Raw genomic sequence first — 24150 nt, 5'->3', positions numbered from 1 at the left:
GGGGTCAGGCCTCGAGCTCGGAGGCGACGGCCGGACGCAGGACGAGCCGGGTCCAGGCGCCGACATAGATGCGGTCGTCGGGATCGATCTCGGTGCGCCCCGAGATCGGTGTGGTGGGCAGCGGTCCGATGGCCGGGGCGACCCAGGTGCCGTTGCTCGAGTCGAGGTCCTCGACCCACCAGCGTCGTCCGTCGCTCGTGAGCAGGGCCTGGCGGCGGCTCACGGCCGAGTCGACGCCGCAGTCGACGTCGGGAACGGAACTCCGGCTGCGGCGTCCGACGAGCGCGTCCGACCCGCGCAGCCGCATGATCTCCGGGGGCGCCGGAGACGGGCACGTCTCGTCGGTGTCCTGTTCGGCGAACCAATCCGGGTCGATCCACACCTCGACCACCCAGTCGCCGGCGACCTCCCGCGACGGCGGCCGGTTGACGGGCTTGGCGGTGCTCGCGGGCGGCAGGGGGTCGGTCGTCGCGGGCGCGGTCGACCCGGGAACGGGTCGTGCATCCGGGGAGGGGGTCGAGTCGTCGAGGCGCGGAGCAGCCGCCGCCTCGCCGATGTCGTCACCCTCGCCGATGTCGTCACCGACGTCACCGACGTCACCGGTGTCGTGATCTCGGGTGTCGTGATCTCCGGTGTCGCCGTCGTCCGGGTCGCCGTTCCCATCGCCGGGGGCGAGGTCGGGGCCGTCGCCACCCGGGCGAGCCATCCGGGAGTGCCGTGGTGCGGCGGGCCCGCCTGCAGCCGGGTCGTCCGTCGCGCTCTCGCTCCTCCCGCCGTCTCCACCGAGGGACCGGCCACCGAGCGCCTGCCCGGAGTCGGAGTCCTCTGTTTCGTCGCCCGGCGAGGTCCCGGGCTGCGAGTTCTCGGACCGGGAGGGCGGCGCGGGGGCCGTCGAGCCCTCACCCCGTGAGTGCGTGTCCCCATACGCCGCGTCCCCCGACGCCGTGTCCCCCGACGCCGTGTCACCGGAGGGAAGGACGCCGGCGGGCGTGCCGTCGACGGGCTCCGCGAAGGAGTCCGCGCCACCGGCCGCCTCCATGTCGGAGACGTCGAGCCCGAGGACGGGCGCGGAGGGTCCACCCGTGGCGACGTCCCCGATCCCGGCCTCGTCGGCGGGGGATCGCGACGGATCCGGGGAAGGGCGGACAGGGTCCGGGAGGTCGAGGTAGGAGGGTTCACCGCCCTCGACGCGGGGCATGACGCCGGTGGTGAAGTCGAAGCCGCACACCTCGCAGAAGAGGTTGTCCGCGGCGTTGTCCGCGGCGCAGTTGGGGCACGTCTGGGTCGCGGCCCGCGAACCGGCCGAGGGTTCGCCGGAGCCCCCGACCGTCCGGCTGCTCTCCCCGATCCCGTGGTCCCCGACCCCGAACGACGGGGCCCCGGTCGGGGACGCGTCGACCGAGGACGTCCCGACCCGCGGCGTGGGCGAGGCGCTGCTCGGCGAGGTGCCGGTCATCGGCGCACCACAGGTGTCGCAGTAGTCGGTGGCCGTGCTGTCGTGGCCCTCGGGACACTTCATCGTTTGACCCTCGTCGTCTTCGTCGAGGCGGTGTCGAGAGCCATCTCGTCGAGCTTGTCGATGCGGTTCTTGAGCCGGACGCGCCCGGTGCCGGCGTCGTCGATGTCGACGACCCGCGACAGGCGATCGGTCGCGTCGTCGTTGCCGGTCTCGGCGGCGAGCTGGACGGCACGACCGAGGCGGGTGGTCGCGGTGACGTCGTCGCCGATCGACTTGGCCGCGAGACCCTCCTGGATCGCCCGGGCGAGTTCGGTCTGGCCGGTGTAGTGCGCGACCTCGGGGCTGATCCGGGCCGTGAGGGAGTCGTCCGCCGACCAGCGGGCCTTGACGAGTCCCTGGGCGACGACCTCGCCGCCGACGGCGAGCTGCACCCGTGCCGCGAGCTGTTCGGCCCCCACGGCCTTGGCCGGCAGACGCACCGCGACGTGGTACTCCCGGGTCTCGTCCGACCACGCGCCCGTGGGATAGCCGCCGGTGAGGGGGTTGACGGTCGTGCGGCGCGCGGTGAGGTCCTCCAGGCGCGGGGCGACCTGGCGCACGAACAGCACCTCGGCGCCCTGCGGCGCCCACACCCGCAGCGTCGCGTCCGAGACGCCGCGGGCCATCGACGCCCGCATGATGCGGTCGAACTCCGCCGCCATGTCCTCCCGGCGCGGGATGAGGTCGACGGTGCCGAGCAGGGCCTGGGCGATGCGGCGGACCTCGTCGACCTGCCACGCCGCACCGAGTCCGCGGCAGTCGGCCTGGAAGAGCCCACGCACGCGCTCGATGGCCGCGGTGAGCTGCTCCGGGGTCTCGTGCTGGTTCTCACCGTCGGTGAGGAGGATGACGTGCTTCTGCGACAGCGACGGCACGGTGCCGAAGAGCTGGGCCGCGGCGAGGAGCCAGGTTCCCATCGCCGTCCCCCCGTCGGCGTACAGACGACCGAGGGACCGCTTGGCCTGGGTGCGGGTCGTCGGTGACATCTGCACCATCGCTGCGGTGTAGCCGTCGGGGTAGGCCAGTCGCGCCTCGTGGTTGCCCGCGATGACGGCGAACCACACGCCGTCGAGGATGCGGTCGAGGGCCGCGGCCGCCGCCTCCTGCGCGGCGCGGACCCCGGCGGCCTCCATCGACCCCGAGGTGTCGATGACGATGATCTCGCCCGCGTCGCCGCCCGCGTTCCGGCCCGCCTGACCTGCCCCGGAGCACGTGATCGACACGATCGAGTGCACGTCGGTCGCCCCGGTGGCGAGGAACTCGTTCTGGTGGACGGTGGCGTGGAACTCCGCCATGTCAGGCCTCCTGGGTCGGTGCGTCCGGGGTGAGCCGGGCGGCGATCACCGTGATGTTGTCGTGTCCGCCACGCGCATTGGCCCATTGCACCAGACCACGCGCCAACGCGAGCGGGACACCGGCCTCGCCGGTGCCGGGTCGCTCGGCGTCGGTCACGGGCGACCCGGGCGCCGGCGCGGCCGCCCCCGTTCCGGGGTGCGCCTCCGTCCCGGCCGGCGCGTCGACCTCGGCCTGCGGGTCGCTGTCGACACGCCGGTCGCGTGCGGCGTCGGCGACGTCCGTCTCGGCGGTGGAGGTGGCGTCGGTCGGGAGCCCCCGAAGGGTGTCGGCCACGACCTCGGCGAGAGCCGCCGGTTCGCTCGCGTAGTTCCACAGCCCGTCCGAGCAGAGGATGAGCCAGCCGGGCGCCTCGATCGTCATCGACGTGGTGCGGGGGGTGTCGTCGTCGCAGTCGATGCCGAGCCACCGGGTGATCGTGTGGGCGCCGGGGCCCGACTCCGCCTGCTCCCGGGTCGCCCCGAGGGCGATGCTCTCCTCGGCCCACGAGTCGTCGACGGTGAGGCGCCGCGCCTCGCCCGCGTCGGGGAACCAGTAGGCGCGGGAGTCGCCGACCGACCCGATCACGACGTGTCCCGCCTCGACGATCGCCGCGACGAGCGTGCACGAGGGGTTGGCGTGGTGGAACTCGCCCTCACGCCCCCCCTCGATCCCCAGTTCGCGGTGGACCTGGGCCGTGACGGCGGCGACCGCGTCCGCGGCGGCCTCACCGGCCGTCTCGAGTCGCGCGACGAGAGCCGGGACGAGGGAGGAGGGCACCCCGATCCCCGTCGAGGTCGCATGGGAGAGGACGACGACCGCGGCATCCGCGGCGGCCTGGCTCGCCTCCTCCGACCGCAGCGCGGAGGAGACGCCGTCGCAGACCACGAGGGCGGCACGGGACGGCTCGGCCGAGAGCGCCATAGCGTCCTGGTTGGACTGATGGCGAATCCCGATGTCGCAGACGCCCGCCACCCAGGGGGCGGGCGCGTCCTCAGTGTGGGCCCGGGCCGCCGGCAGTGGCGATCCGCACTGCTCGCAGTACCCGTCGGCGTACGTCCCCCCACATGCGCAGTGCGGTTCGTCCCCGGGCGCCGGGGTGGGCTCGGTGGGGTCCTCGACCTCCGTCGGCAGACCACCGAGCACGAGCATCCCCGCCTGCCCGGGAGTCGCGCCCGGCCTGTCTCCCGTGCTCGGGGTGACCGGAGCGTCCGGGTCGTCCGGGGTGGCAGCGGGAGCCGCCGGTGATCCGGGCGATCCGTGGCCCAACGCCGTGGAGCCGGTCGACGGCGTCTCGGCGACGGAGGTCTCGACGACCGGGGTCTCGTGCGCCGGGGTCTCGGTCACCGAGGGGCTCTGAGCCGACGTCACGGAGGCATCGCGGCCGGTGGTCCCGGGTGCCTCGGCAGGAGGTGGCACGGGGGATCCGATCGCCGGGTCGTCGGTGGTGCTCGTGACGCCGGAGAGCGCCGAACCCGCAGTCGGTGCCGCCCCCCCGAGAGGAGCCTCGCCACCGGCCGCCCCGAGGTCGACGACGGCTCCGCCGGCCCGCTCACCCTCGGTCCTCGCGGTGGCCTCGCCGGTCCTGTCGCCCACGACCACGCCGTCGGCCTCCTCGGCGGCAGTCGGCATCTCGGCACCGCAGTTCTCGCAGTAGCGCCCCACGCCGGTCGTGCGGCCGCAGGTGGGGCAGGACCGCAGCTCCTGGGTGGGGGACTCCGAGGTCACGGGGTCGCGGTCGTCGGGGCTCGGGGGCGTGGCGGGCGAGGTCATATCAGGCTCCAGGGTCGGATGCGGTTGGCCTCGTCGACGAGCAGATGCCGCTCGGCGGGGTCGGGGGTGAGTCGGGCGAGGTCGCGGTAGGCCGACTCGAGGGAACGCCGCAGCGTGGCTTCGGTGGCGGCCTTGCCGTCGAGGGTGGCGTCGCGGTCGTCACCGGCGAGGCGGGCGGCGAGGGCGGTCTCGAGCACCTGCACCGCGAGCTGCGCCCGCGTGCGCGGTTCGAGGGTGATGCGCCGGCTGTCGGCGAGGACGTCCATGAGTGCGGGGACCCCGGCGCCGGTCCGCGTCTGCAGGTCGGCGCGCATCCACCTCGCCCGGGAATAGGCCCCGGATGTCGGCGGGACGGCGCTCACGGCCTCGACGGCCCCCGCGTGGTCGCCGCGGGCGGCGCGGGTGCGGGCGATCCCGAAGGCGGAGGCGACGACGTACGACCCGTCGGTGCGCAGACATGTCGTGAAGGAGGACTCCGCGAGGCGGAGCGACCGGCCGTCCCCGGCGGCCTCGTGGGCCGCGGCGAGCGCGAACCGCGGCGCGATCTCACCCGGGAGTTGGGCGTAGACGGCCTGGAACGAATCGACGGCCGCCCCTCCGTCGCCCCGCCGGAGCGCGTCGAGGCCGAGCAGCCACACCGCTCGCCAGTCCCAGGGGTCGTGGGTGAGCAGGGAGTCCGCAGCCTGGGCCACGGCGTCGCCGTTCTCGGCCCGCAACGCCGTGCGGCCCATCTCGAGGATGACCTCCGGGGTGTGCTGCGGGGCCTGCCGCAGGGCCACGAGGCGGTCGGCGGGGTCGTTGGTCTGCAGACCGCGCAACCAGGTGTTCATCGGGTCCTGCTCGTCGGGCCGCAGGCCGGGCAGCTGCCACCAGTCGAGGGTCTCACCGGTGACGACCGGTGCCTCGAAGAACGCCGACGGCGGCGCCTGGGTCGTCATGCCGGCACCGGGCCGATCGGCGACGACCTGACGGAGCACCCCGAGCATCTGGACGCGGAGCTCCTCGATCGAGACGAACCGGTCGGCCGGGTCGGGTGCGCAGCAGCGGGCGACGAGTCGGTAGAACGGGTCGTGCTCGAGGAACGCCGGCGTCTGGGTGAGCGGCGGGAGTGAGTCGACGAATCGCGTCTGGTAGCCGCGGAACTCCGTCGTGAGGACGACGAGCGTGCGCCCGATCGTGTAGACGTCGCTCGCGATCGACGGCCCCATCTCGGCGACCTCGGGCGCCTGGTACCCGATGGTGCCGTAGATCGGGGAGGTGAGGTCGTCGATCTCGCGCATGCCCCCGAGGTCGATGAGTTTGACCCCGTCGGCGACGTGGATGAGGTTGTCGGGTTTGAAGTCGCAGTAGAGCAACCCGTGATCGTGCAGGTAGGTGAAGGCGGGCAGGATCTCGAGGACGAACGCGAGCGCGACCTCGACCGGCAGCGGGTCGTACTCGCCGCGGGCCATGAGCCGGTCCTTGAGCATCTGCTTGAGGGAGACGCCTCCGACGTACTCCATCACGGTGTACGCGAGTCCCTCGTGTTCGACGACGTTGTAGACCTCGACGATCTGGGGGTGTTCGACCTGGGCGAGGAACTGCTGCTCGGCGATCGCGGCGGCCACCGCGTCCTCGTCGCCGGCGTTGAGCAGACCCTTGAGCACGACCCAGCGGCCCGAGACGTTGCGGTCGCGCGCGAGGTAGATCCAGCCGAGACCACCGTGGGCGATGGGCCCGGCGACCTCGTACTGCCCGGCGACGAGGTCTCCCGGCGCGAGCTTGGGGGTGAAGGAGAACGGGTTGCGGCACTGGGGGCAGTAGCCCTGCGTGCGGCCGGGGATGCCGTCGTGGCCGCGGCCCACGGGTGCGCCGCAGGAGGGGCAGATGCGCCGTTCCTCCGGCACGATCGGGTCGTCGAGGACGACGGTCATCGGGTCGGTCTCGACCGCGGGCGGCACCTGGGTGAGGCCGGCGCCGAGGCCTGACCGGCGGGCCCTGCGCTGGCGGACGTGCCGTCGCGCGCCGCCGCCGCGGGCGGAGCCGAGCGGGGTGATCGCCCGCGCCGACGCCGCGGCCGACTCGACGGGTGACTCCGAACCCGTCACCCTCTCCGGCATGGCCGAGGCGCCCTGGTCGGCGCCGCCCGCACCGGCCGTCGCGCCGGTCGCGCCCCCGCCGCCGGTGGTGCCCGCCCCCGTGCCCGTGACGTCCGTCCCGGTGCCGGTGCCCCCCGTTCCGGCTGCCCCCGTGCGGGGCTCCGCGGTACCGGGCGTGGGTCCCGTCGGTGCGGGTGCGGGGCGTTCGGGCATGCCGCACCAGTCGCAGTAACCGTCGACGTAGCGGCCCGGGCATCCGGTCTCGCGGCAGGGCGTCATCGTGCGGCCCCGAGGTAGGCGGTGAGCGCGGCGACGAGGGCGGCGAGATGACCGACGTCGGTCGGCGTCCGAGAGATCTCATGGGCGCGCCGGGCGAGGGTCTCGGCATCGGGTCGGTGGGCCGGGGGGATGTCGCCGATGCCGACCTGGACCCGCTGCAGCTCCTCGAGGAGGTCGGTCCGGCGTTCGAGGGCACCCGCGTACGTGCTGCGGGCGACCTCGAGCGCGCGACCGACCCGGTCGAGGCGCGCGGCATAGGCGTCCAGTTCGGCCGGCTCGGAGGGGGGTTCGCCGAGTGCCGTGACGTCGGGGACCGCGAGCACCGGTGCCGGGTGGACGGTCGCGGCGGCCTTGGCGGCGAGGGCCCGCACGGCCTCGCCCTTGGCGGTGAGGTCGGCCACGGTCGCCGCGATCCCGGTCACGCGGTCGCGGGCCCGAGTTCTCTCGGAGGCGGCGACGATGAGATCGCGCTCGGCCGTCGCGACGGCGAGTTCGAGCGGGCCGACGAGCCCGCCCACGTCGGCGCCGCGTCGCAACCGCTCCGAGACGTCCACGAGCCTCCGGTCGAGCCCGACGAGCACCTCCTGCGCCGACCCCGCGCGGCGGGCCGGGATCTGGGCGACGAGGTCGCGGATACGTTCGACGGAGGCCCGGAGCTCGCGCACCCGGTGCTCCATGCCGGCCATGTGTCCGTCGAGTCCGAGCGTGCGGCGCAGGCTCGCCGCGAGGGAGTCCGAGAGGCGGCACGCCTCCGGCAGTGACACCGCGAGCGCCGAGGACTCGCCGGCCTCCTGGTCCAGCCGTCCCCAGACGAGGGTGGTGAGTCGCATGCGGTCCTGCGCGAGGACCCGTCCGGAGTCCCACGCGGCGACGAGGAGGTCGTGGCGGTCGGCGACGGCCTTCCACAGCGTCATCGACAACAGGATGTCGTTCGTCACCGCGGCGCGCTCGGGGGACCGGAGTGCGGCCTCGTCGAGCTCGTCGAGCTCCACGCGACGCCGGTCGCGCCATGTGCCGAGGGCGTCGAGGTAGGCGAGGAGCTCGCCGGCCGGGACGTCCGCGCCGAGCGAACCGGGCGCCGTGGGCGCGGTCACCGGGCCGGAGGAGGTGGGGGTGCTCATCGGTACTCCTTGAGACGCTGGTCGAGGCCCAACCACACGAGCCCGGCGGCGGCGAACCCGCCGACGAGCAGCAGGGGTCCGGCGCCGGGAGTGACGACGGTGGCCGAGCCCAGTTGCGAGAACGCGTACCCCGACACGGCGCCCGAGGTGACGAGCGCCCCGAAGAGTCCGGGGTTGACGACCCGCTTCGTGCGGCTCGCGAGCCAGCGCGATCCCCCGAGCAGGGTGATCAGCGTGATGAGCGAGGTGAGCCCGAGGCCGCCCATCGTCACCCAGGCGAGGGTGCGGGCCTCCGAGCTGCGGTCGGTGTTCTGCGCACGCAGCTGCGCGAGGGTGGGGTCGAGTCGCGTCGTGCGGATGGTCTCGCCCTGGCGGTAGCGCTCGGCGGCGACCGTGCCGTCGGCGGCGCGGCCGCTCTCGAGGAGGGCGACGTAACGGGTGTAGTCCGCGGAGAGGGCCGTGAGTTGCTCGGTGTCGTCGGCGAGCCCGGCCGGCCCGGTCGCCGCCCGCGCCGTGACCGAGGCGAGGCGCGACGACGTGGTGCTCACCGTCGTGAGGTACGCCTCCTCGCCCGGGCCGCCCACCGGTGTCGAGCGTGCGGTGGCGCCGAGGGAGTCGATCGCCGTCGTGACCTCGCCGAGTTCGGTGGCCTGGGCCGTGGCGACGGACTGCACGCGTGCGGCGTCGGTGGAGACGACGCCGTAGGCGGCGAGGCCGTTGAGCGAGCAGGCGAGTACGCCCGCGGCGGTGAGAGATCGGAGTCCTCGCGCGAGCGGACGCCGCGGCTTCTGCGCGATCGTGCCCGCCGCGGCGCCCGTCTCACCGGCCACCTCGACGGGCGTCGCCGAGGACGTCGCGGACGAGGGTGTCGCCGACGTCGCCGGGGACATGGACGGGGAGGCTGCGGTGGCCGTGTGGGCCGACGTGGCGGCGGGCGTGCGCGATGACGGGACGGCGGTCGCAGCCTCGCTCGGCGCGGCGGCCGTGGCGCCGGTCGTCGTCCCCGACCTCCTCGATCGGCCCGACCTGCTCATTCCTCCTCCTTCGGCTGCTGACGGGTCATCGCGTGGTTATCGGGGCCGTCGAGGACCCCCACGACCGCGTCACCTCCGCCGTCGACGCCGCCGGCCTCGACGCCGTCGGCGACGTGGGCATCGACACGGCCGCCGGCTTCACCCCCGACACCGTCCCCGCCTTCGACGAGGCCATCGACCTCGTCATCGGCACCATCATCGACATCGCCGCCCAGCGTGCCGTCGCCGTTCGAGCCGTCGGCCTCGCCGACCGGCGAGCCGGTGGACGTCGTCGTGGCCCCTGTGGCCCCGTCCCCTCTGTCGGAGGCGGGGCTCCCGGTGTCGAACGCCACGCCGTGCTCGGGCTCGTCGTGCCGGTCCTCGAGGTCGATCCGATCGAGGGTGCGCAGGTCGTCGACGCTCGGGTCCGGCAGATCCTGCACGCGCCAGGCGTGTCGACCGATCGCTCCCTCGAGCATGTTGCGGGCGAAGCGTCCGTTGCCGAAGGCGTCGTCCCGAGGGGTGGCGGCGAGGATCTCCCGGAACCGTGCGGTGGCCGCCTCGGTGAGGACGTAGTCGTTCCGCTCGGCGAGGGTGTGGAGGATCGCGGTGATCTCGTCGTCGGTGTAGTCGTCGAACGTGATCGTCGTGCGGAACCTGCTCGCGAGGCCGGGATTGGTGTCGATGAACCGCGCCATCGGCGCGGGATAGCCGGCGACGATGACGACGAGCTCGTCGCGCTTGTCCTCCATCTCCTTGACGAGGGTGTCGACGGCCTCCTGCCCGTACTGGTCGCCCGCGAGGGTGTAGGCCTCGTCGATGAACAGCACACCCCCGACCGCGGACGCGGCGACCTCGGCGGTCTTGACGGCGGTCTGGCCGAGGTAACCCGCGACGAGCTCGGAGCGGTCGACCTCGACGAGCTGTCCGGTGCTGAGCAGCCCGAGCGCGTGGTAGATCCCGCCGACGAGACGCGCGACGGTCGTCTTGCCGGTGCCGGGGTTGCCGACGAACACGAGGTGGCGCGTCATCGACGCCGATCGGAGGCCTGCCTCACGACGCTTGGCGTCGACCTTGAGCATCGCGACCTGCTGATGGACCTCCCGCTTGACCCGGCGCAGCCCGATGAGGTCGTCGAGTTCGGCGAGGAGTTCCTCGACCGACTTCTCGTGCTCGGCCGGCTCGGGCGGCGGGGTCGGGTCGCCGGAATCCCCGCCCGCGTCCGGCGCCGCCACAGGTCCCCGACCGTCGACGGGTGCGCCGGGCACCGCACCGGGACGGGGGCCCGGCGCTCCGCTCGGATCGGCGAGGTCCGGGGTGGGAAACCCCGGGACGCCGGAGACACCCGGCGTCCCCACCTGGTCGGGCGGCACGTCGTGAGTTCCGCTCCAGAGGTCGCGGGTGGCGCGGGTGATCGCGCCGAGCTGGTCGAGGACCGACTGGGACGTGAGCCTCGCCTCGGGCAGGTCCGTCGGCGTCGAGCCGGGCGCCGTCGGCAGGCCGGGGAACGCCCCGAGGCCGCCGTCGAGGACGCTCGCCCCCGGCCCGCTCACCGGCCCTGATCCCGAAGCGGGGTGCCCAGCCGCGGCGCCGGGACCGTGGATCCGACCCGCGGACCGGGCTCCGGCAGCGGCGAGCTGACACTGCCCCGCGGTCGTCGCCCGACCCGCCGCAGACGGGTCGGCGCCGGGAACGGTGCACGCGGCGGTGGCGACGTCGACGAGCGCGGAGGCGTACTCCTGCGCGCGGGCGGGGGTCTCGGTCAGGAGGTGGGCGAGCAACGGAGTCGGCCCGGAGGCGAACCTGCGGCCCTGTGAGGCGGCGAGGAAGAACTCCTGGGTGGTGCCGCCCATGACCTCCCGCCACCCCACGTGCGCGTGGGAGGGGCCGGATGTCGCGACGACCCCCGCGGCGAGCCGGACGCCCTCGGCGCGCACGGCGGACTCCTCGAGCCCGGCGGCGGCTCCGGTGCGGACGAGGGCGTCGAGGGCGCTCGTCAACGGGTTCGGCGGGGTGGTCATGAGGCGATCTCCGGGTGGTTCGGCGACGGGCGGCGCGGGCGGAGGCGCCGCGGGCGGGGGGCTCCGATCGGTCGGGGCCTCATGGGTTCGGGGGTGCCAACGGTGGGAACCGGGTGGCGGATTCCCGCCCGGTGTCCGAGGGGGTCGTCGACGGGGGCGCCGTGGGGCCGGGGTGGGGGGCGTGGTCGTGCGTCGAGGCGTCGGCACCGGCACCGGCACCTGCGCCCACACCACCTCCGGGTGGGGGGCCGACCTCGGCCTCGTCGTCGGTGCGGGAGGGGCCGGCGCCCGGGTCCGACGTCTCGTCCGGCATCGCCGGAATCGCGGCCCCCGACCCTGCGAGGTCGAGGCCGCCGCCGGTGCTCGCGTGGCCGAACTTCGCGTCGAGGAATCGGGCATGGGCGACGAGCGCGGTCGCGTCGTCACGGCAGACGGCGTCGAAGACCCGGTCCATCGTCGCGCCGAGGAGGTCGAGTTGGTCGACGAGCACCATGAGTGAGGTGCGGGGGCCGTCCACGGGACGCGTGTCGGCGAATCGCCTCGGCAGGCGCAGGTATCCGTTCACCGCCTCGGGCAGGTAGTCGGTCGCGGTCGCCATGACCGAGTAGCCGTGGTCACTGCCGAGCCCGACGACGTCGAGGCGGGGGAGTGTGTCCCGCACCGTGGCGGTGACACGCCGCACCCGCGCGGCGACGACCGAGGGGGCGGCACCGCCGTCGACGAGAGCCTCCGCACGGTCGAGGGCGGTGCGCAGATCGTCCGCGGTCGGGGGCGCAGGTGTCTCCACCTCGGGCTCGGCCTCAGGGCGCTCGCGGCCACCGAGCCGCGAGAAGAACTCCCCGATCGACATGACATCCCCTGCTCTCGTGGTCGTGGCCGTCCGCCGCTTCGGACCCTGGGGCCGAGACGGCGGACGGCGTGCGGCAACCCCGTCGCGACGGGCGGGATGGGCGAGACGGGTGTGACGCGGCGGCTGCGCCCCATGCCCGCCCCGAGGATCACAGCCTCGGAGTGTTTCCCAGGTCGAACGCACCGGCGGCACGCCTGGCCTCGCTCGCCCGCGCCCGGTCCAGGTAGGACTGCGACTTGGTGACCTCGGACTCGAGCACGCCGATCGTCTGGGCCATCGAGTCGAGCGCGCGCACCTTGAACTCGTCGATGGAGTCCATCGTCGCGTAGATGTTCTGGAACGCGGCCTGCAGCTGCGGCAGCCCGATCGAGGCGCTCGCGGCCTGCTCCTGGATGGCGCTGGAGTTGTCGCGGAGCATGACGCTCGTGCGCTCGATGAGGTTGCTCGTCGTCGTGTTGAGCGCGGTGATCTGCTCGAGCACGAGCTTCTGGTTGTTGAGTGCCTGCGCGACGACGACGGCCGTGCGCAGGGCCGAGATCGTCGTCGTCGTCGCACGGTCGACGCCCTTGATGAGCTCGATGTTGTTCTTGATGACGATGTCGATCGCCAGGTAGTTCTGGATCGACACGGCGAGCTGGGTGAGCAGGTCCTGGTGCTTCTGACGGACGTAGAAGAGGACGTCCTCGCGCATCGCCTTGGCCCGGTCGGGGTCGGTGGCGTCGAGCTCGGCGATCTGCGCCGAGAGCTGCGCGTCGAGGCGTTCGGCGATGTAGACGTACTGGTTGAGCCGGGCCATCGAGCTCCACAGCTGCTGCTTCTCGAGGTTGAGTGCGGCGTTGTCGCGCTGGAGCTCGTCCTGCCCGCTCTTGAGCGCGTGGAGGATGCCGTCGATGTGCTTCTGCGCGGACTCGTACTTGCGGAAGTAGTCGGTGACCTTGTCGCCGAAGGGGATCACGCCGAGCACCCTCTTGGCACCCTTGGCCTGGCTGGGGTCGAGGTCCTCGACCGTTCGCCGCAGGTCGAGGAGCGTGGCCCCGACCTTGCTCTCCTTGCTGACCCCACCGGACTTGAGCGCCTTGACCGGCGACGTGAGCAGGCGGTTGCTCGTCTCGGCGGCGGACCGGATGTCGGCGTCGCCCATCGTGCGCACGTCCGCGGCGCGGCGCTCGAACTGGGGGCTCTTGGTGGCCGCCTGCGTGAGTCCGTTCAGGTACTCCTGCACCTTGGCGTCGAGCACCGGGACGGCCTCGGGTGAGACCTGCGGTGCCATCGACGGGGCCGCCGTGGTGGGCACCGGCTCCGACGGCGCGGGCGCCTCGAGGGTCAGCGGCGGCGCCTCGGCCATCCCGGAGGGCGGCTGCAAGGGCTGGGTCATGTGAACTCCTCGGCTCGTCGGGCGGACCGTTCCATTGCAACCCGACATCGGGTGCCGGTCCAACCCTCCCACACAGGTCTCGGGCAGGGCTGTGGACAACGTGAACGGCGGCTCCGAGATCGTCCCTAGCCTGCGGGGCATGCCTTCCGTTCCTGTTCCCGTCGCCGGGGTGACGACCCGGGTCACGACCGCGTCGACATCCGTCGTCCCTGGGATCCCGCCGATCCCCGTCGCGCTCCTCGTCGACCTGGCCGGACTCGGCGCACGGGTGGACGCCGTGGCCGAGGACCTCACCCGGCGTGGGCGGGCCGCGCGCGTCGGGTTCGGCGCGGTCCTGTGGGACGCCTCGGCCCGCGCCGCGCTCGACGCCCGTCTCGACCGTCTCGACGAGGAGCTCGCGGGCCTCGTCGCCGAACTCCGGGAGTGCGGAGTGTCCGTGCGGGAGCCGGGGCGGCCGTGAGTGGCGTTCCCGAGCCTGCCGGGCTCGCTCCGCCACCCGGCCTCCTGCGTCCGTTCGGGTCGCCGGGGAGGCGCACCCCGGTCACCGCGGTGGGCGGATCGGCGGACCCGCAGAGCGCGGTCGTCGCCGACGTCGAGGCGGTGCAACGCGCGGCCGTGGCCTACCGCGTCCACGCGGAGGCGATGGCCCAGCACGCCGCGACGCTGCGGAGCCTCGATCTGCAGGTCATCGACGCGACGGCCGGCGTCGGCGGTGTCGGTGGTCCTCGTGATGTCGCAGGCGTCGGCGACCTCGTGCGGCGTCCCGTCGCGGCCTGGCGACTCCGACACCTGGCCCACCGCCTCGACACCCACGCGGAGGCGCGTGTCCAGCTCGCCCGGCGGGCCCAGATCGCGGTGACCCTCTACCACGACGTCGACGCCGCCAACGCCGCCGCGTTCGACGCACTCCTCGCCCGGGGCAGGCTGGATCCGCGCACCCCGCCGCCGTTCGTCCTCGAACGCTCGGGAACCTGTTCCTCGCCCGGTCCGGGTGCGGAATCCGCACGACTGCCGGTCTGTCCCGGCTACGAGTGGGTCGCCGCGGTGCGGCCCGAGGACGTCCTCCGCCCCCAACGTCTCTCCGTGGTCGCGGTCCGGCCCGTGCCCACTCCCCGTGGCCAGCGGCCCGGGCTCGCGGGAGCGATGCAGGCCGTGCGTGACGGGTACTCCGCCCCCGGGTCCGCGGGGGCCGGCGAGGCCGACACGATCGACGTGCGGCGCCACGTCCACCGCGAGCAGGGGGCCGATGGCGACGGGCCGACCCGCGAGACCTACGTCGTCACGCTGCCCGGGACGTCGGGGTGGGACCTGCTCACCGTTCGTGGCAACCCGGAGGGGCCCAGGACGCTGCGCCCCAACATCGAGGGGGCGCTGGGCCGGGCATCCGCGGAAGCGCGCCTGCTGCCGGAGGTGCTCGAACGGGCCGGGGTGCCGCCCGGGGCACCGGTCCTGCTCGCCGGGCACAGCCAGGGTGGGATGACCGCGATGTCCGCGGCCGCGCTCCCCGCGATGAGGCGATACCGTCTCTGCGTCCTCACCGCGGGATCGCCGGTCGGTCGGATGCCGGTGGCGCCGGAGGTCACCTACCTCCACGTCACCAACCCCGGCGACGCCGTCCCTCGCCTGGAGGGGGCGTCCAACCGCCGGTCCCGCAACCAGGCCACCGTCAGCACGGGCAAGCCCGTCACCTCTCCCGGTGACGATCACGACGTGGGCCGCTACGTCGAGGAGTCGGAGCGGCTGGACCGGCTCGAGGGCGACCGCGGCGGGCCGAGCGGTGCGCCCGGCGTCGACGTGCCCCCGGCGCTCTCCGAGAAGCTGAGCGAGTTCCGCGCCGCGGGCCATCTGCGCGGGGAGGAGCCGGGTGACGTCGTCGAGACGACGCGGGTCTGGGTGCGGACGCGGTGACGGGACCGGAGTCGGTGGACGCGTGGGGGTCCTCACCCGCCGGCCACCGAGCCTCGGTAGGGTCCGGTCGGCGGGCGAGAACGACCCGCCGAACGGACACCGTGGTCCGGGTGTCGACGGCTGCGCGGCCGCCGGGTGAGCGTGGGGTCGGATCGACGACCCTCAGCCCACACCGTGCCCTCACGCAGCCCCGACACAGGCGATGGCGCCACGTTTGGAGGCGTGCCCAGGGGTGCTCTGGGCACGCACCTGACGAAGAGTTGACCAAAACCGTTGCGCGCCAACGCCCCTTGGGACTTCGAAGGTGGCAATTCTGTCCTCAGGCCGGGGGATGCGGTGCCGATAGGTGGCGCGAACGACGGCCTGAGGATCGACACGGCCGAGCGAGGGAGGGATGACGATGACGAACGTCGACGGGTTCGATCTGTCGCCGCTCATCCAGGCCGCGTCCGGCGACCTGGGAACGGTGACCTGCGAGGCGCGCTGGGCGCGTGCGGGGGCCGCAGAGCTGGCGGGCCTCACCGATGCCGACCGTGAGCTCATCGCGGTCGTCACCGGTGAACGTGTGCCGTCCGAGGTCGTCGGGGAGCTGCCGGTGACGTTCTTCGTGCTCCAGCTCGCAGCGGATCGCCTGGTCGGCCCGCTGCGTGGAGGTGACGACGTGCCGATCGCCTACATGGAGGACGTGTACACCGCGTACAAGGACGACCCCGCGGGCACCCCGGTGTGCGGTGACCACCTCGACCTGGCCCTCGCCTTCCTCGCCGGGCGTGAGCTCGCCGTCCTCGGCCCCGACTACTCCTGACGCCCGCGACGACGGTTCCCCCACCCGTCACTCCTGACATCACGAGCCGGCCGCGGGATGACGCGGCACCGACCCGGTGTGGGTCCGCATCGCGAGGACGACCGGTCGCACCCACCTCGGCGTGATCGGCACCCGAACCTCGACCAGGGTGGAGAACTCGACGAGGCCCGACGCACTCGAGGCGGATTCGACCTTGATGCGGGTCGCCGCGGTCTCGAGGCCCGCCTCGGCGCGGCGCATCGGCTCCGTCCACGCGTGTCGACGGTGAGCGGCGAGGCCTCGATCGTCCGGATCGTGGCCTGCGCGGTGGCCAGGTGCGCCGCGGCCTGCACCTCCGGCTCGGCCGCGAGCCTCGGCCGCCTCCCACCCGTTCCACGTGGGCCACGTGCCCCGTCGGCAGGCCATCGCGCTTCCGGACGCCTCAGCAGGGCCGATCGACAGAGGGCGCCGCGGTCGATCGTGCACGCCTCGCCGGCGCCCTCAGGGCCGAGTCGGCGGACCGCGGTCCCTTTCGGCCGCCAGAGAGCGCGGACCACGGGAACGACTGACCGACGTCGCTGTCGCACCGGCTCGCGCGCTGGGGGTCCTGTAGCGCCGGGAGTCCTGACGTCCCGCACGCTCTGCCCGGTGAGGGCCGTTCGATGAACGGACGCCGTGGGGTGGGTCGATGCGCGCCCGATGATCGTCGCCCCCGGCTGTAGGCCCCGCCGTCGTCGTGGGTGTCGGTGTGGGCGAGGCGTGTGTGTTCGCTGCGGGAGCGCCCCGGGTCCTGAGTTCCGCCTGTGCAGCGGCCCGCGTGTCGGCGGGGCGGTCACCGTCCCCGGTGTCGGTGTGGGCGACGCGCACCTCGCCCGACGAGGGCGGCCCTCGTCCTGAGTTCCGTCCGATCCGCGGCCCGCGGGTGGACGGGCGGCCACCGTCGCCTGCGTCGGTGTGGGCGACGCGTGCCTCGCCCGACGAGCGCGGCCGGCGATGCCAGGGAGGGTGGGGCGGCCGACCTGTCAGGAGGGGTCGTCGGCGTCGTGGCTCTCGATCCGGTCGAGGCGGGTGTCGCGGACGGCTCCAGGCCTCTCGGAGGAACGGCCGGTGCTGTCGTCCTTCGTGCGCTCGCGCTCGGCGACGGCGCGCTCGGCCGGGGAGAGCAACTCGCGTCGGGGGATGGCATGGAGGAACGCCGCCTCTGCCGCCGCCCGCCGGGCCTCGAAGTCCTGGATGAGAGCAGCCCGACGCACCTCCTCCGGCGAGGGGGGAGCGCGCCAGGGGTCGCGGCCGTCCTCGCGAGCCTCTCGCGCGCTGCCTGCCGTTCCGCCGATCCCGGCGTCGCCGCCCCTCGTGCCTGAGCGTGCCGCTCTCCGCGCCGTTGTCACCGGGGCGCCGCCGAGCGTCCGGCCGGTCGGCCTCCTCACCCGCGAAGTCGTGTCCCCACGGAGGTCGTCCCCGTCGGCGCCCGGGTCGTCTTCGTGGGTGGAGTCGGGGGAGGGCGGGTGAGGTGGGTTCGTGATCGTGCGCGTCGGCTGCGGCCCGCGGTGCCGACCGCCGCCATGTCGATCACTCTCCGGATCCTCGGAGGCGTGGTCGAGGGTCCGCGCGGCGAGCACCACCGTCCCGACCGCGGACGCCGCCAGCCCGGTGAGACGTGCCCAGGGCCGTCGCCGCCGACGCGCCGCAGCCCGGGCACGGCGGGTCCCCGGCTCCGTCCCCTCGGACGCGCCGGCCGTGCCGGAGGTCCGCAGTGCGGACGCTGCAGACGCGGACGCGGATTCCGACGCCGCGGACACGGAGGTGGGAGGCGTGGCCGCCTCAACCGACTCCAGCTCGTTCGACCCGCGCTCGTTCGACCCGCGCTCGTTCGACCCGCGCTCGGGCGGTGATGGGGCAGGCGTGGTTGCGGGAGCCGGCGTGGCCTGCGTCGGCCCTCCCGAGGTCGGTCTGCCCGCGGAGGCCGCGGAGGTTCGGCTGGTGGATGTGGCGGTGGTGGCCGGTCCGACCGCAGGCGTCGACGTGGCCGGAGGGGCCGGCGGTGCCGCGTCGGCCCGATCTCCCGCGTCGAGACGGCCGGCACCGGACGCACCGAGATCATTCCGCGCGTGGGTGACCTCCTGAGCAGGCGCGCGGGAGGCGACCGAGGGGCGAGGTCCGACGGGTGCCGAGCCCGGGGGAGCCGGATCGACCCCACGGCCCACAGCCGCAGGGCCCACAGTTGCAGGGCCCACGAGCGGAGCGAGCACATCCGCGGCGTCGGCACGCTCCACCGTGTCCGTCGCCGGGAGCGAGCGATCGGTGCCGGTGGGCACGGCGGCCGCTTCGCGCTCACGGGAGCGACGGGCAGCCTCCCCGTTGGTCTCCCCGTGGCGCCTGCGCTCGGCGGCGCCGTCGTCCCGCCCGAGGGCGCCGTCCGCGCCGGTGCCGTCGTCGGTGTCGAGGTAGGCCGCGGCCAGCGCACGGCGGGCGGCGGGGCCGGTGACAGGGGCGGATGCCGCCCGCGCGCGGGCAGAGGGCGCGTGGGGCAGGGTGCCGAGGTCGCGCGGCTCCGCGGCCCCGGGGGCCGCGAGTGCCGTGGAGGCATGACCGGAGCGCTCGCGGACGGCCAGGGCGGTCGAGGCGAGGGGCGCGGTGGCGGACGTCCGGTCCCGTCGCCCCCACCACGTGCGGGCCGGGCGGCGGGCGTGACGACCGCGGGTGCGGCGAGTCGCGCGGAGCTCGAGGCCGCACCAGAGCAGCATGAGGGCGCCGAGGCCACGGCCCCCCCACATGCGGTGCTCGGCGGGCAGGGCGCCGTACACCCTGCCCGCGGCGGGGAGTCGGTACCGCTCGACGGCCCGCACACCGCTGGTCGGGGTCGTCGTGGGCCCCTCCGCGGAGGTGAGCCTCACGGTGTCGCCCGTGACGCCGTCGACGCGGCCGAGGGCGAGGCGGTCACCGCCGGAGGTCACCGCGACGATCGACCCCGCCTCCACCGTGGGGGGCGTCTCGACGGGCTCGACGATGGTGAAAGATCCCGCCGCCACCCCCGGGAGCCCCTCGTCGGCCGGCAGAGGGACCCATCCGCACACCGCCGGCGGCCCGAACACCACCACCGCGACGACCGCGATCACCGTCGCGACGGCCCGCCCGAGCATCACCGCCCACGACGTCACCGCTGACGCCGACGCCACCCGACCCCGGCCTGTCGCCGGGCTCACGACGTCCTCCCGGCCGGCCGACCGGCGTCGGCGCTCGCCCCACCGTCCGGGGCCTGCCCGCCGGTCTCGGGAGCGATGACGCGCAGGACGCCTCCGGTGCCCTGAGTGCGGAGCGCGACAGTGGCGGCGAGGCCGGGGCGGTGACCGGCGGCGGCCCGGAGGGGAGCACCCCGGGTCACGGGTGCGCCGGTGCGGGCGGTGCGCTCGGGCGAGGTGACCTCGCCGGGGACGGTTCCGCCATCGATCGTGGCTCCCCGGGACGCTGCGATCACGGCCTGGTGCCACGCCGCATATCCCGGTGTCGAGGTCGTGAGCAGCGCGCCTGCCGCCGCGGCCGCGAGAGCCGCCCGCACGTAGGGGGCCACCACGCCGACCGTCCCGACGCGTCCGCTCCGGCCGGTCCCTCGTGATCTCATCCCGCGATCACCCGTGCCCGAGGCCCGGCGCCGCTCGTCTCCATGACTTCTGGAATCGGTCTGAACGCCCTTCAACTGAGCCGAAACTCGTCGTGTTCACCCGGTGGGCGACGCCCCGTCCGGTCGGAGGGCGGTCTGTGGCGCCGCGCGGTCCGGCGCTCGACCCGGGGAGGCGACCGACTCGCGCCCTCGCTCCCGCTCGCGCACACCACACCGGAAACCGCGTCTCCGCACCCCGTCGTTCCGGAGTGGAGAGGCGGTTTCCGGTGTCCTGTCGGCGTCGTCGGCCGCGTGTCGACGGCGGAGAGTGGCGCCGATCACCTGGTGAGCAGGGCTCTGGTTGCCCCTTGATGGTTAGGTTAGGCTGACCTGGTCACAAGGGATCGTCTATCGCGGCGATCGACACCGTCTGTCACGAACCGGCTTCCGAGCCGGCACGAGAGAAGTCGCCATGTCTGCCATCGCCACGGTGTTCGCGCAGCGGGACGTCCCCGCCGGTGCGCCCACGGTCCTCGCCGTCCCCGCCTCCGTCGAGCTTCGCCCCCGTGTTCGTCGGCGAGAGTCGTGGTGGGGTCGTCGACGAGCGGCCGAGGACACCCTCGCGGCCCAGGCCGTCGGCACGCAGGCGGTCGTCACCGGTGTGGGCGGCGACCTCGACCCGGCCGCGGCCCGGCGTCTCGTCGATCTCGGGTTCGCCCCCGGCGCCCACGTCGAGGTGCTCCGGCGGGCCCCGATGGGTGACCCCACCGTGTTCCGCGTGGCCGACACCGAGATCGCCCTGCGTCGGCGCCACGCCGAGGGCATCCGCGTGCAGCAGGACCTCCGCGTCGTCCGCTGATGTCGGACCACTGCGCGGCAGGCGGGGGAAGCACGACGGTCGCCTCGGACGAGCTGCGGCTCGCCCTCGTCGGAAGTCCCAACGCCGGTAAGACGACCCTGTTCAACGCCCTCACCGGGCTGCGGGCCAAGACCGGGAACTACCCCGGCGTCACCGTGGCCCGATTCGAGGGCCTCAGTCGGTGTGGCGACCGCGACGTCGTCATCGAGGACCTCCCCGGCACCTACAGCCTCGACCCGATCAGTCCCGACGAGCACGTCGTCACCGACGTCCTCGACCCCGAGCACACCGCCACGAAGACCCCCGACGGGCTTCTCGTCCTCCTCGACGCCACGTCGCTGCGCCGCTCGCTCGCGCTGCTCGCCCAGGTGCTCCAGCTCGGGCTGCCGACCGCCGTCGTCCTCTCGTTCACCGACGACCTCGCCCGTCGAGGCGGCGCCGTCGACGTCGCCGGGTTGCAGCGGGCGCTCGGTGTCGACGTCCACGTCGTCGTCGGCGGAGGGCAGGGACTCTCCGAGCTGAGGGAGACGCTGCCGCACCTCGCCGACTGGCGCACGCCGCCGCTCGCCCCGCCCACCGACACCGCCGAGACCACCGCCTGGATCGACTCGATCCTCCGCGCCTCCCGGTACGTCGTGCCGCAGGTCGACATCCGCACCCGCCGCATCGACGCCGTGCTGCTCCACCCGGTGTGGGGGACGCTCGTCTTCGTCGCCGTGATGTTCACGTTCTTCCAGACGATCTTCACCCTCGCGGCACCGCTGCAGGACGCCGTAGAGGCCGGGTTCGCGAGGCTCGGCGAACTCGTCGCCGCGCACGTCACCAACCCCTGGCTGGCCTCGTTCCTCGGCGACGCGCTCATCGGGGGACTCGGTGGCGTCGTCGTCTTCCTCCCGCAGATCGCGCTGCTGTTCCTGCTGGTCTCGCTCATGGAGTCGGTCGGGTACATGTCGAGGGCCGCCTTCCTCATGGACCGGGTCATGGCCCGCGCCGGCCTCGAGGGGCGCGCGTTCGTCGCCCTGCTCTCGAGCGTCGCGTGCGCGATCCCCGGCATCATGGCCACCCGCACGCTGCCCTCGGCGCGCGACCGGCTCGCGACGATGATGGCCGCGCCGCTCATGACGTGCTCGGCCCGGCTTCCCGTCTACGTCCTGCTCATCGGCATGCTCGTGCCACGCGAGTCCCGGGTCGGGCCGTTCGGGGCGCAGGGCGTCGTCATGTTCGTCATGTACCTCGTGGGCGCGTTGTCGGCGATGACGATGGCGTGGATCTTCAAACGGATCGGTGATCGCCGCGGCCCGATCCTGCCGTTCTACATGGAGATGCCGAGCTACCGCTGGCCGAGCTGGCGATCGGTCGCGCTCGCGGTGTGGGACGCCTGCCGCGCGTTCCTCCGCAAGGTCACGACGATCATCCTCGGCACGACGATCATCCTCTGGCTGCTGCTCAACCTGCCTCTGCGCAGCGACGCCGACCTCGCCGCCGCCGGCGTCGACGTCGGTGACGACGTCGCGGTGAGCTCCTACGTCGTCGACCACTCCTACGCGGCGGACCTCGGCCGCGCAGTGGGTCCGGTCTTCGAGCCCCTCGGGTTCGACTGGCGCATCAACGTCGGCATCCTCGCCTCCCTCTCGGCGCGGGAGGTGTTCGTCGCGACGCTCGGCCAGGTCGCCGCAGCCACCGACCCCGAGGCGCCCACGGCGGCGCTGTCGACGATGACCCGAAGCGAGGGCGAGCACGCGGGCGCCCGGCTCTTCGACGCCCCGACGACCGCCGCGCTCCTCGTGTTCTTCCTCTACGCACTGCAATGCATGTCGACCGTCGGCGTCCTCCGCCGCGAGACCGGCACGTGGAGGTGGCCAGCGATCGCCTTCACCTACATGTTCGTGCTCGCGTGGACGATGGCGTTCCTCACGCGTCACGTCGTCATGGCGGTGACGTGAGACTCCGTCGCCCACTCGGTACGCCCCGCGAGGAGTCCTCGCGCGAGGTCGTGACGGGCGGGGTGAAGGGCGGAGAAACGACGGCCCCGTCAGGGAGCACCACCGGGGCGACAGGGGCGACGGCGGCCCCGGCGGGGGCGTCCGGCGGCGGTGCGGTGCCGCTGCACCCCGAGGTCGTCGACGGCGACCCTCTGGTCCTGCGGTGGGTGATCCCCCCGGGAACCCTCGCCGTCCGCGGCGTCGTCACCGGCATGCCTGCCCCTCTCGCCGCGCTCGTCGAGGCGGGTGAGGTCGCGAGTGTCGAGGTCGACGCGCAGGCGGTGGCGGTCCGTCTGTCCGGAGGGCGGTCCTGGCGGGAATCCGGGTCCCGGGTGCGCTCGGCGCTCACCGCGGCGCTGCGCGATCCCGACGCGTGGGTGGCGGACGCCGGTCGCATCGAGGGCCGCGACGCCGCCCTCGTCGAGGCCGTCACCGCGGCCCTCGCCGGGGAGGCGGGTGACTACATCCGCTCCCACGGCGGCGACATCGCCCTCGTCGGGGTGCACGACGGGTGCGTCGACGTCCGTCTCGGTGGGGCGTGCGGCCACTGCCCCGCCGCCACCGCCACCCTGCGCTTCCGCCTCGAAGCGGCCGTGCGGCAGACGTGTCCCGACCTCGTCGCGCTCCGCCAGGTCTCCTGACGTCGCCACGGTCAGCGATCGATGTGGCAATACCAGCGGAGTCGAGGGTGCCCGCCAGGTAGCGCATCCGAAGAACTGCTGGTCACAGCCTGGGCGCGGCCGAGGGCTCGGTATCGACTCCGCTGAGATTGCCACATCGTCTCCGTGGCCTCGCCTCGCGATGCCCGGGCGATTCAGCGGTCGGCGCGCTCCCGGGCGACCGCAGCCCGGCGTGCGACCCACGCCGCGAGGCCGACGACGGCGACGAGGACGAGGATGACGACGAGGTCGGGGATACCACGGCCCGCGGTCAGCATCGCGGTCTCGAGCCGTTGCTGGGCGCTCACACCGAGGACCCCGCTCATCGACGCCGTGCCCTCGGTGAGCAGGAGCAGCGCGCCGACCAGCACGAACAGCCCTCCGGAGACGAGGTTGCCCACGGTCGTCGAGATTCGGCCGAGCTGCACCGGCCGGGGCCGGAGCCAACGGGCGGAGCCGAGGTCGAGGCGTGTCCACCCCAACGCGAGCAGCAGGACGGGGACGACCATCCCGCTCGCGTAGACGACGAGCAGCATGGCGCCGTAGAACGGCTCGCCCCCGAGAGCGGCCACGGTGAGCACCGAGCCGAGGATCGGTCCCGAGCACACGCCGGCCACCCCGTAGGCGAGGCCGAGGGAGTAGATCGCGACGGGGCTCGCGGAGTCCGCGCCGCCGCGACGGGTGAGGCCCGGTAGGGGGATGGCGAGCATCTGCACGACCCCGAGGGCCATGACGACGATCGCGGCGGCGCCGACCACCCACGACCGGTTCGTGAGGAACAGGGCGCCCACGCCTCCGGACAGTGCGCCGAGCGGCACGAGTGTCGTCAGCAGTCCCGCGTAGAAGACGAATGTCCGGCCCACGAGCGTCGTCGCGGACGTGAACGCGTACGCGAAGAACGCCGGCAGCAGCATCGCGGCGCACGGGCTGAGGATCGTCGCGATCCCGCCGACCAGCGCGACGGCGTATCCGATGTCGGTCATGGTCGCGTGGGCGTGGGCGTGGGCGTGGGCGTGGGCG

At 74.0% G+C, this 24150-nt stretch carries 19 protein-coding genes; 6 read left to right on the top strand and 13 right to left on the bottom strand.

Going from position 1 to position 24150, the window contains the following annotated elements:
- Positions 1–4 precede the first annotated feature (4 nt).
- From RT054_RS08010 to RT054_RS07970, 9 genes are all read right to left on the bottom strand, one after another.
- Positions 5–1519, bottom strand: a complete 1515-nt coding sequence (locus RT054_RS08010) for an FHA domain-containing protein (RefSeq protein WP_313022974.1) — start codon at positions 1517–1519, stop codon at positions 5–7.
- Positions 1516–2793 carry a VWA domain-containing protein gene (locus tag RT054_RS08005; RefSeq protein WP_312719415.1) on the bottom strand — a complete coding sequence of 426 codons (1278 nt, stop codon included), beginning with the start codon at positions 2791–2793 and terminating at the stop codon, positions 1516–1518. The genes RT054_RS08010 and RT054_RS08005 overlap by 4 nt, the downstream gene beginning before the upstream one ends.
- Before the next feature lies 1 nt (position 2794).
- Positions 2795–4603, bottom strand: a complete 1809-nt coding sequence (locus RT054_RS08000; protein ID WP_313022972.1) for a protein phosphatase 2C domain-containing protein — start codon at positions 4601–4603, stop codon at positions 2795–2797.
- The gene (locus RT054_RS07995) at positions 4600–6960 is read right to left on the bottom strand and encodes a tetratricopeptide repeat protein (RefSeq protein WP_313022971.1); all 2361 of its coding nucleotides are present in this window, start codon (positions 6958–6960) and stop codon (positions 4600–4602) included. Before RT054_RS07995 ends, RT054_RS08000 begins: the two co-directional genes overlap by 4 nt.
- On the bottom strand, positions 6957–8081 hold the full coding sequence (locus RT054_RS07990) for a hypothetical protein (protein WP_312719410.1): 1125 nt from the start codon (positions 8079–8081) through the stop codon (positions 6957–6959). Before RT054_RS07990 ends, RT054_RS07995 begins: the two co-directional genes overlap by 4 nt.
- A complete protein-coding gene (locus RT054_RS07985) occupies positions 8078–8971 on the bottom strand; it encodes a hypothetical protein (protein ID WP_313022967.1) in 894 nt (297 codons plus the stop codon). The genes RT054_RS07990 and RT054_RS07985 overlap by 4 nt, the downstream gene beginning before the upstream one ends.
- Positions 8972–9111: 140 nt before the next feature.
- Positions 9112–11115, bottom strand: coding sequence for an AAA family ATPase (locus tag RT054_RS07980; protein ID WP_312719406.1), 2004 nt, complete (start codon positions 11113–11115; stop codon positions 9112–9114).
- Positions 11116–11194: 79 nt separating this feature from the next.
- Complete coding sequence (locus RT054_RS07975) at positions 11195–11965, bottom strand: hypothetical protein (protein WP_312719404.1); 771 nt, start codon at positions 11963–11965, stop codon at positions 11195–11197.
- A 148-nt stretch (positions 11966–12113) separates the two neighbouring features.
- Positions 12114–13340 (bottom strand): toxic anion resistance protein, encoded by a 1227-nt coding sequence (locus RT054_RS07970; protein ID WP_312719403.1) that lies wholly within the window; start codon positions 13338–13340, stop codon positions 12114–12116.
- A gap of 139 nt (positions 13341–13479) precedes the next feature.
- Between RT054_RS07970 and RT054_RS07965 the strand changes: the two genes are divergently transcribed.
- From RT054_RS07965 to RT054_RS07955, 3 genes are all read left to right on the top strand, one after another.
- Complete coding sequence (locus RT054_RS07965; RefSeq protein ID WP_312719401.1) at positions 13480–13800, top strand: hypothetical protein; 321 nt, start codon at positions 13480–13482, stop codon at positions 13798–13800.
- On the top strand, positions 13797–15248 hold the full coding sequence (locus RT054_RS07960; RefSeq protein WP_313022966.1) for a hypothetical protein: 1452 nt from the start codon (positions 13797–13799) through the stop codon (positions 15246–15248). Before RT054_RS07965 ends, RT054_RS07960 begins: the two co-directional genes overlap by 4 nt.
- 400 nt (positions 15249–15648) lie before the next feature.
- Positions 15649–16053 carry a hypothetical protein gene (locus RT054_RS07955; protein WP_313022965.1) on the top strand — a complete coding sequence of 135 codons (405 nt, stop codon included), beginning with the start codon at positions 15649–15651 and terminating at the stop codon, positions 16051–16053.
- A gap of 39 nt (positions 16054–16092) precedes the next feature.
- On the opposite strand, the gene RT054_RS07950 is transcribed toward RT054_RS07955, so the two are convergent.
- The 3 genes from RT054_RS07950 to RT054_RS07940 form a co-directional block, all read right to left on the bottom strand.
- A complete protein-coding gene (locus RT054_RS07950; RefSeq protein ID WP_313022964.1) occupies positions 16093–16293 on the bottom strand; it encodes a hypothetical protein in 201 nt (66 codons plus the stop codon).
- 761 nt (positions 16294–17054) lie between these two features.
- Positions 17055–17285: a hypothetical protein gene (locus tag RT054_RS07945; RefSeq protein WP_313022961.1), complete on the bottom strand. Its 231-nt coding sequence runs from the start codon at positions 17283–17285 to the stop codon at positions 17055–17057.
- A gap of 1946 nt (positions 17286–19231) precedes the next feature.
- Complete coding sequence (locus RT054_RS07940; protein WP_313022960.1) at positions 19232–19600, bottom strand: hypothetical protein; 369 nt, start codon at positions 19598–19600, stop codon at positions 19232–19234.
- 502 nt (positions 19601–20102) lie between these two features.
- On the opposite strand from RT054_RS07940, the gene RT054_RS07935 reads away from it, so the two are divergent.
- The 3 genes from RT054_RS07935 to RT054_RS07925 all read left to right on the top strand — a co-directional run bounded on the left by RT054_RS07935 (position 20103) and on the right by RT054_RS07925 (position 23112).
- Positions 20103–20489 carry a FeoA family protein gene (locus tag RT054_RS07935; RefSeq protein WP_312719394.1) on the top strand — a complete coding sequence of 129 codons (387 nt, stop codon included), beginning with the start codon at positions 20103–20105 and terminating at the stop codon, positions 20487–20489.
- Positions 20489–22432, top strand: a complete 1944-nt coding sequence (locus RT054_RS07930) for a ferrous iron transporter B (RefSeq protein ID WP_313022958.1) — start codon at positions 20489–20491, stop codon at positions 22430–22432. Before RT054_RS07935 ends, RT054_RS07930 begins: the two co-directional genes overlap by 1 nt.
- Positions 22433–22587: 155 nt before the next feature.
- Positions 22588–23112, top strand: coding sequence for a NifU family protein (locus RT054_RS07925; protein ID WP_313022957.1), 525 nt, complete (start codon positions 22588–22590; stop codon positions 23110–23112).
- 173 nt (positions 23113–23285) lie between these two features.
- Here the strand turns inward: RT054_RS07925 and RT054_RS07920 are convergent.
- A partial coding sequence (locus tag RT054_RS07920) for a cytochrome c biogenesis CcdA family protein (protein ID WP_313022956.1) occupies positions 23286–24150 on the bottom strand: 865 nt, incomplete at its 5' end.

It is taken from the genome of Mobilicoccus sp., from assembly GCF_032060985.1.
In the GTDB taxonomy this organism is placed as follows: domain Bacteria; phylum Actinomycetota; class Actinomycetes; order Actinomycetales; family Dermatophilaceae; genus Mobilicoccus.
Note: the sequence above shows the minus strand (reverse complement) of the source record. Positions and strands in the feature narration are given on the sequence as shown.

Coding starts and splice junctions, on each gene's coding strand:
- RT054_RS07970 (WP_312719403.1), bottom strand. CDS start 13,340: ATGACCCAGCCCTTGCAGCCGCCCTCCGGGATGGCCGAGGCGCCGCCG.
- RT054_RS07995 (WP_313022971.1), bottom strand. CDS start 6,960: ATGACGCCCTGCCGCGAGACCGGATGCCCGGGCCGCTACGTCGACGGT.
- RT054_RS07930 (WP_313022958.1), top strand. CDS start 20,489: ATGTCGGACCACTGCGCGGCAGGCGGGGGAAGCACGACGGTCGCCTCG.
- RT054_RS07935 (WP_312719394.1), top strand. CDS start 20,103: ATGTCTGCCATCGCCACGGTGTTCGCGCAGCGGGACGTCCCCGCCGGT.
- RT054_RS08010 (WP_313022974.1), bottom strand. CDS start 1,519: ATGAAGTGTCCCGAGGGCCACGACAGCACGGCCACCGACTACTGCGAC.
- RT054_RS07965 (WP_312719401.1), top strand. CDS start 13,480: ATGCCTTCCGTTCCTGTTCCCGTCGCCGGGGTGACGACCCGGGTCACG.
- RT054_RS08005 (WP_312719415.1), bottom strand. CDS start 2,793: ATGGCGGAGTTCCACGCCACCGTCCACCAGAACGAGTTCCTCGCCACC.
- RT054_RS07985 (WP_313022967.1), bottom strand. CDS start 8,971: ATGTCCCCGGCGACGTCGGCGACACCCTCGTCCGCGACGTCCTCGGCG.
- RT054_RS08000 (WP_313022972.1), bottom strand. CDS start 4,603: ATGACCTCGCCCGCCACGCCCCCGAGCCCCGACGACCGCGACCCCGTG.
- RT054_RS07990 (WP_312719410.1), bottom strand. CDS start 8,081: ATGAGCACCCCCACCTCCTCCGGCCCGGTGACCGCGCCCACGGCGCCC.
- RT054_RS07955 (WP_313022965.1), top strand. CDS start 15,649: ATGACGAACGTCGACGGGTTCGATCTGTCGCCGCTCATCCAGGCCGCG.
- RT054_RS07980 (WP_312719406.1), bottom strand. CDS start 11,115: ATGACCACCCCGCCGAACCCGTTGACGAGCGCCCTCGACGCCCTCGTC.
- RT054_RS07975 (WP_312719404.1), bottom strand. CDS start 11,965: ATGTCGATCGGGGAGTTCTTCTCGCGGCTCGGTGGCCGCGAGCGCCCT.
- RT054_RS07950 (WP_313022964.1), bottom strand. CDS start 16,293: ATGCGCCGCGCCGAGGCGGGCCTCGAGACCGCGGCGACCCGCATCAAG.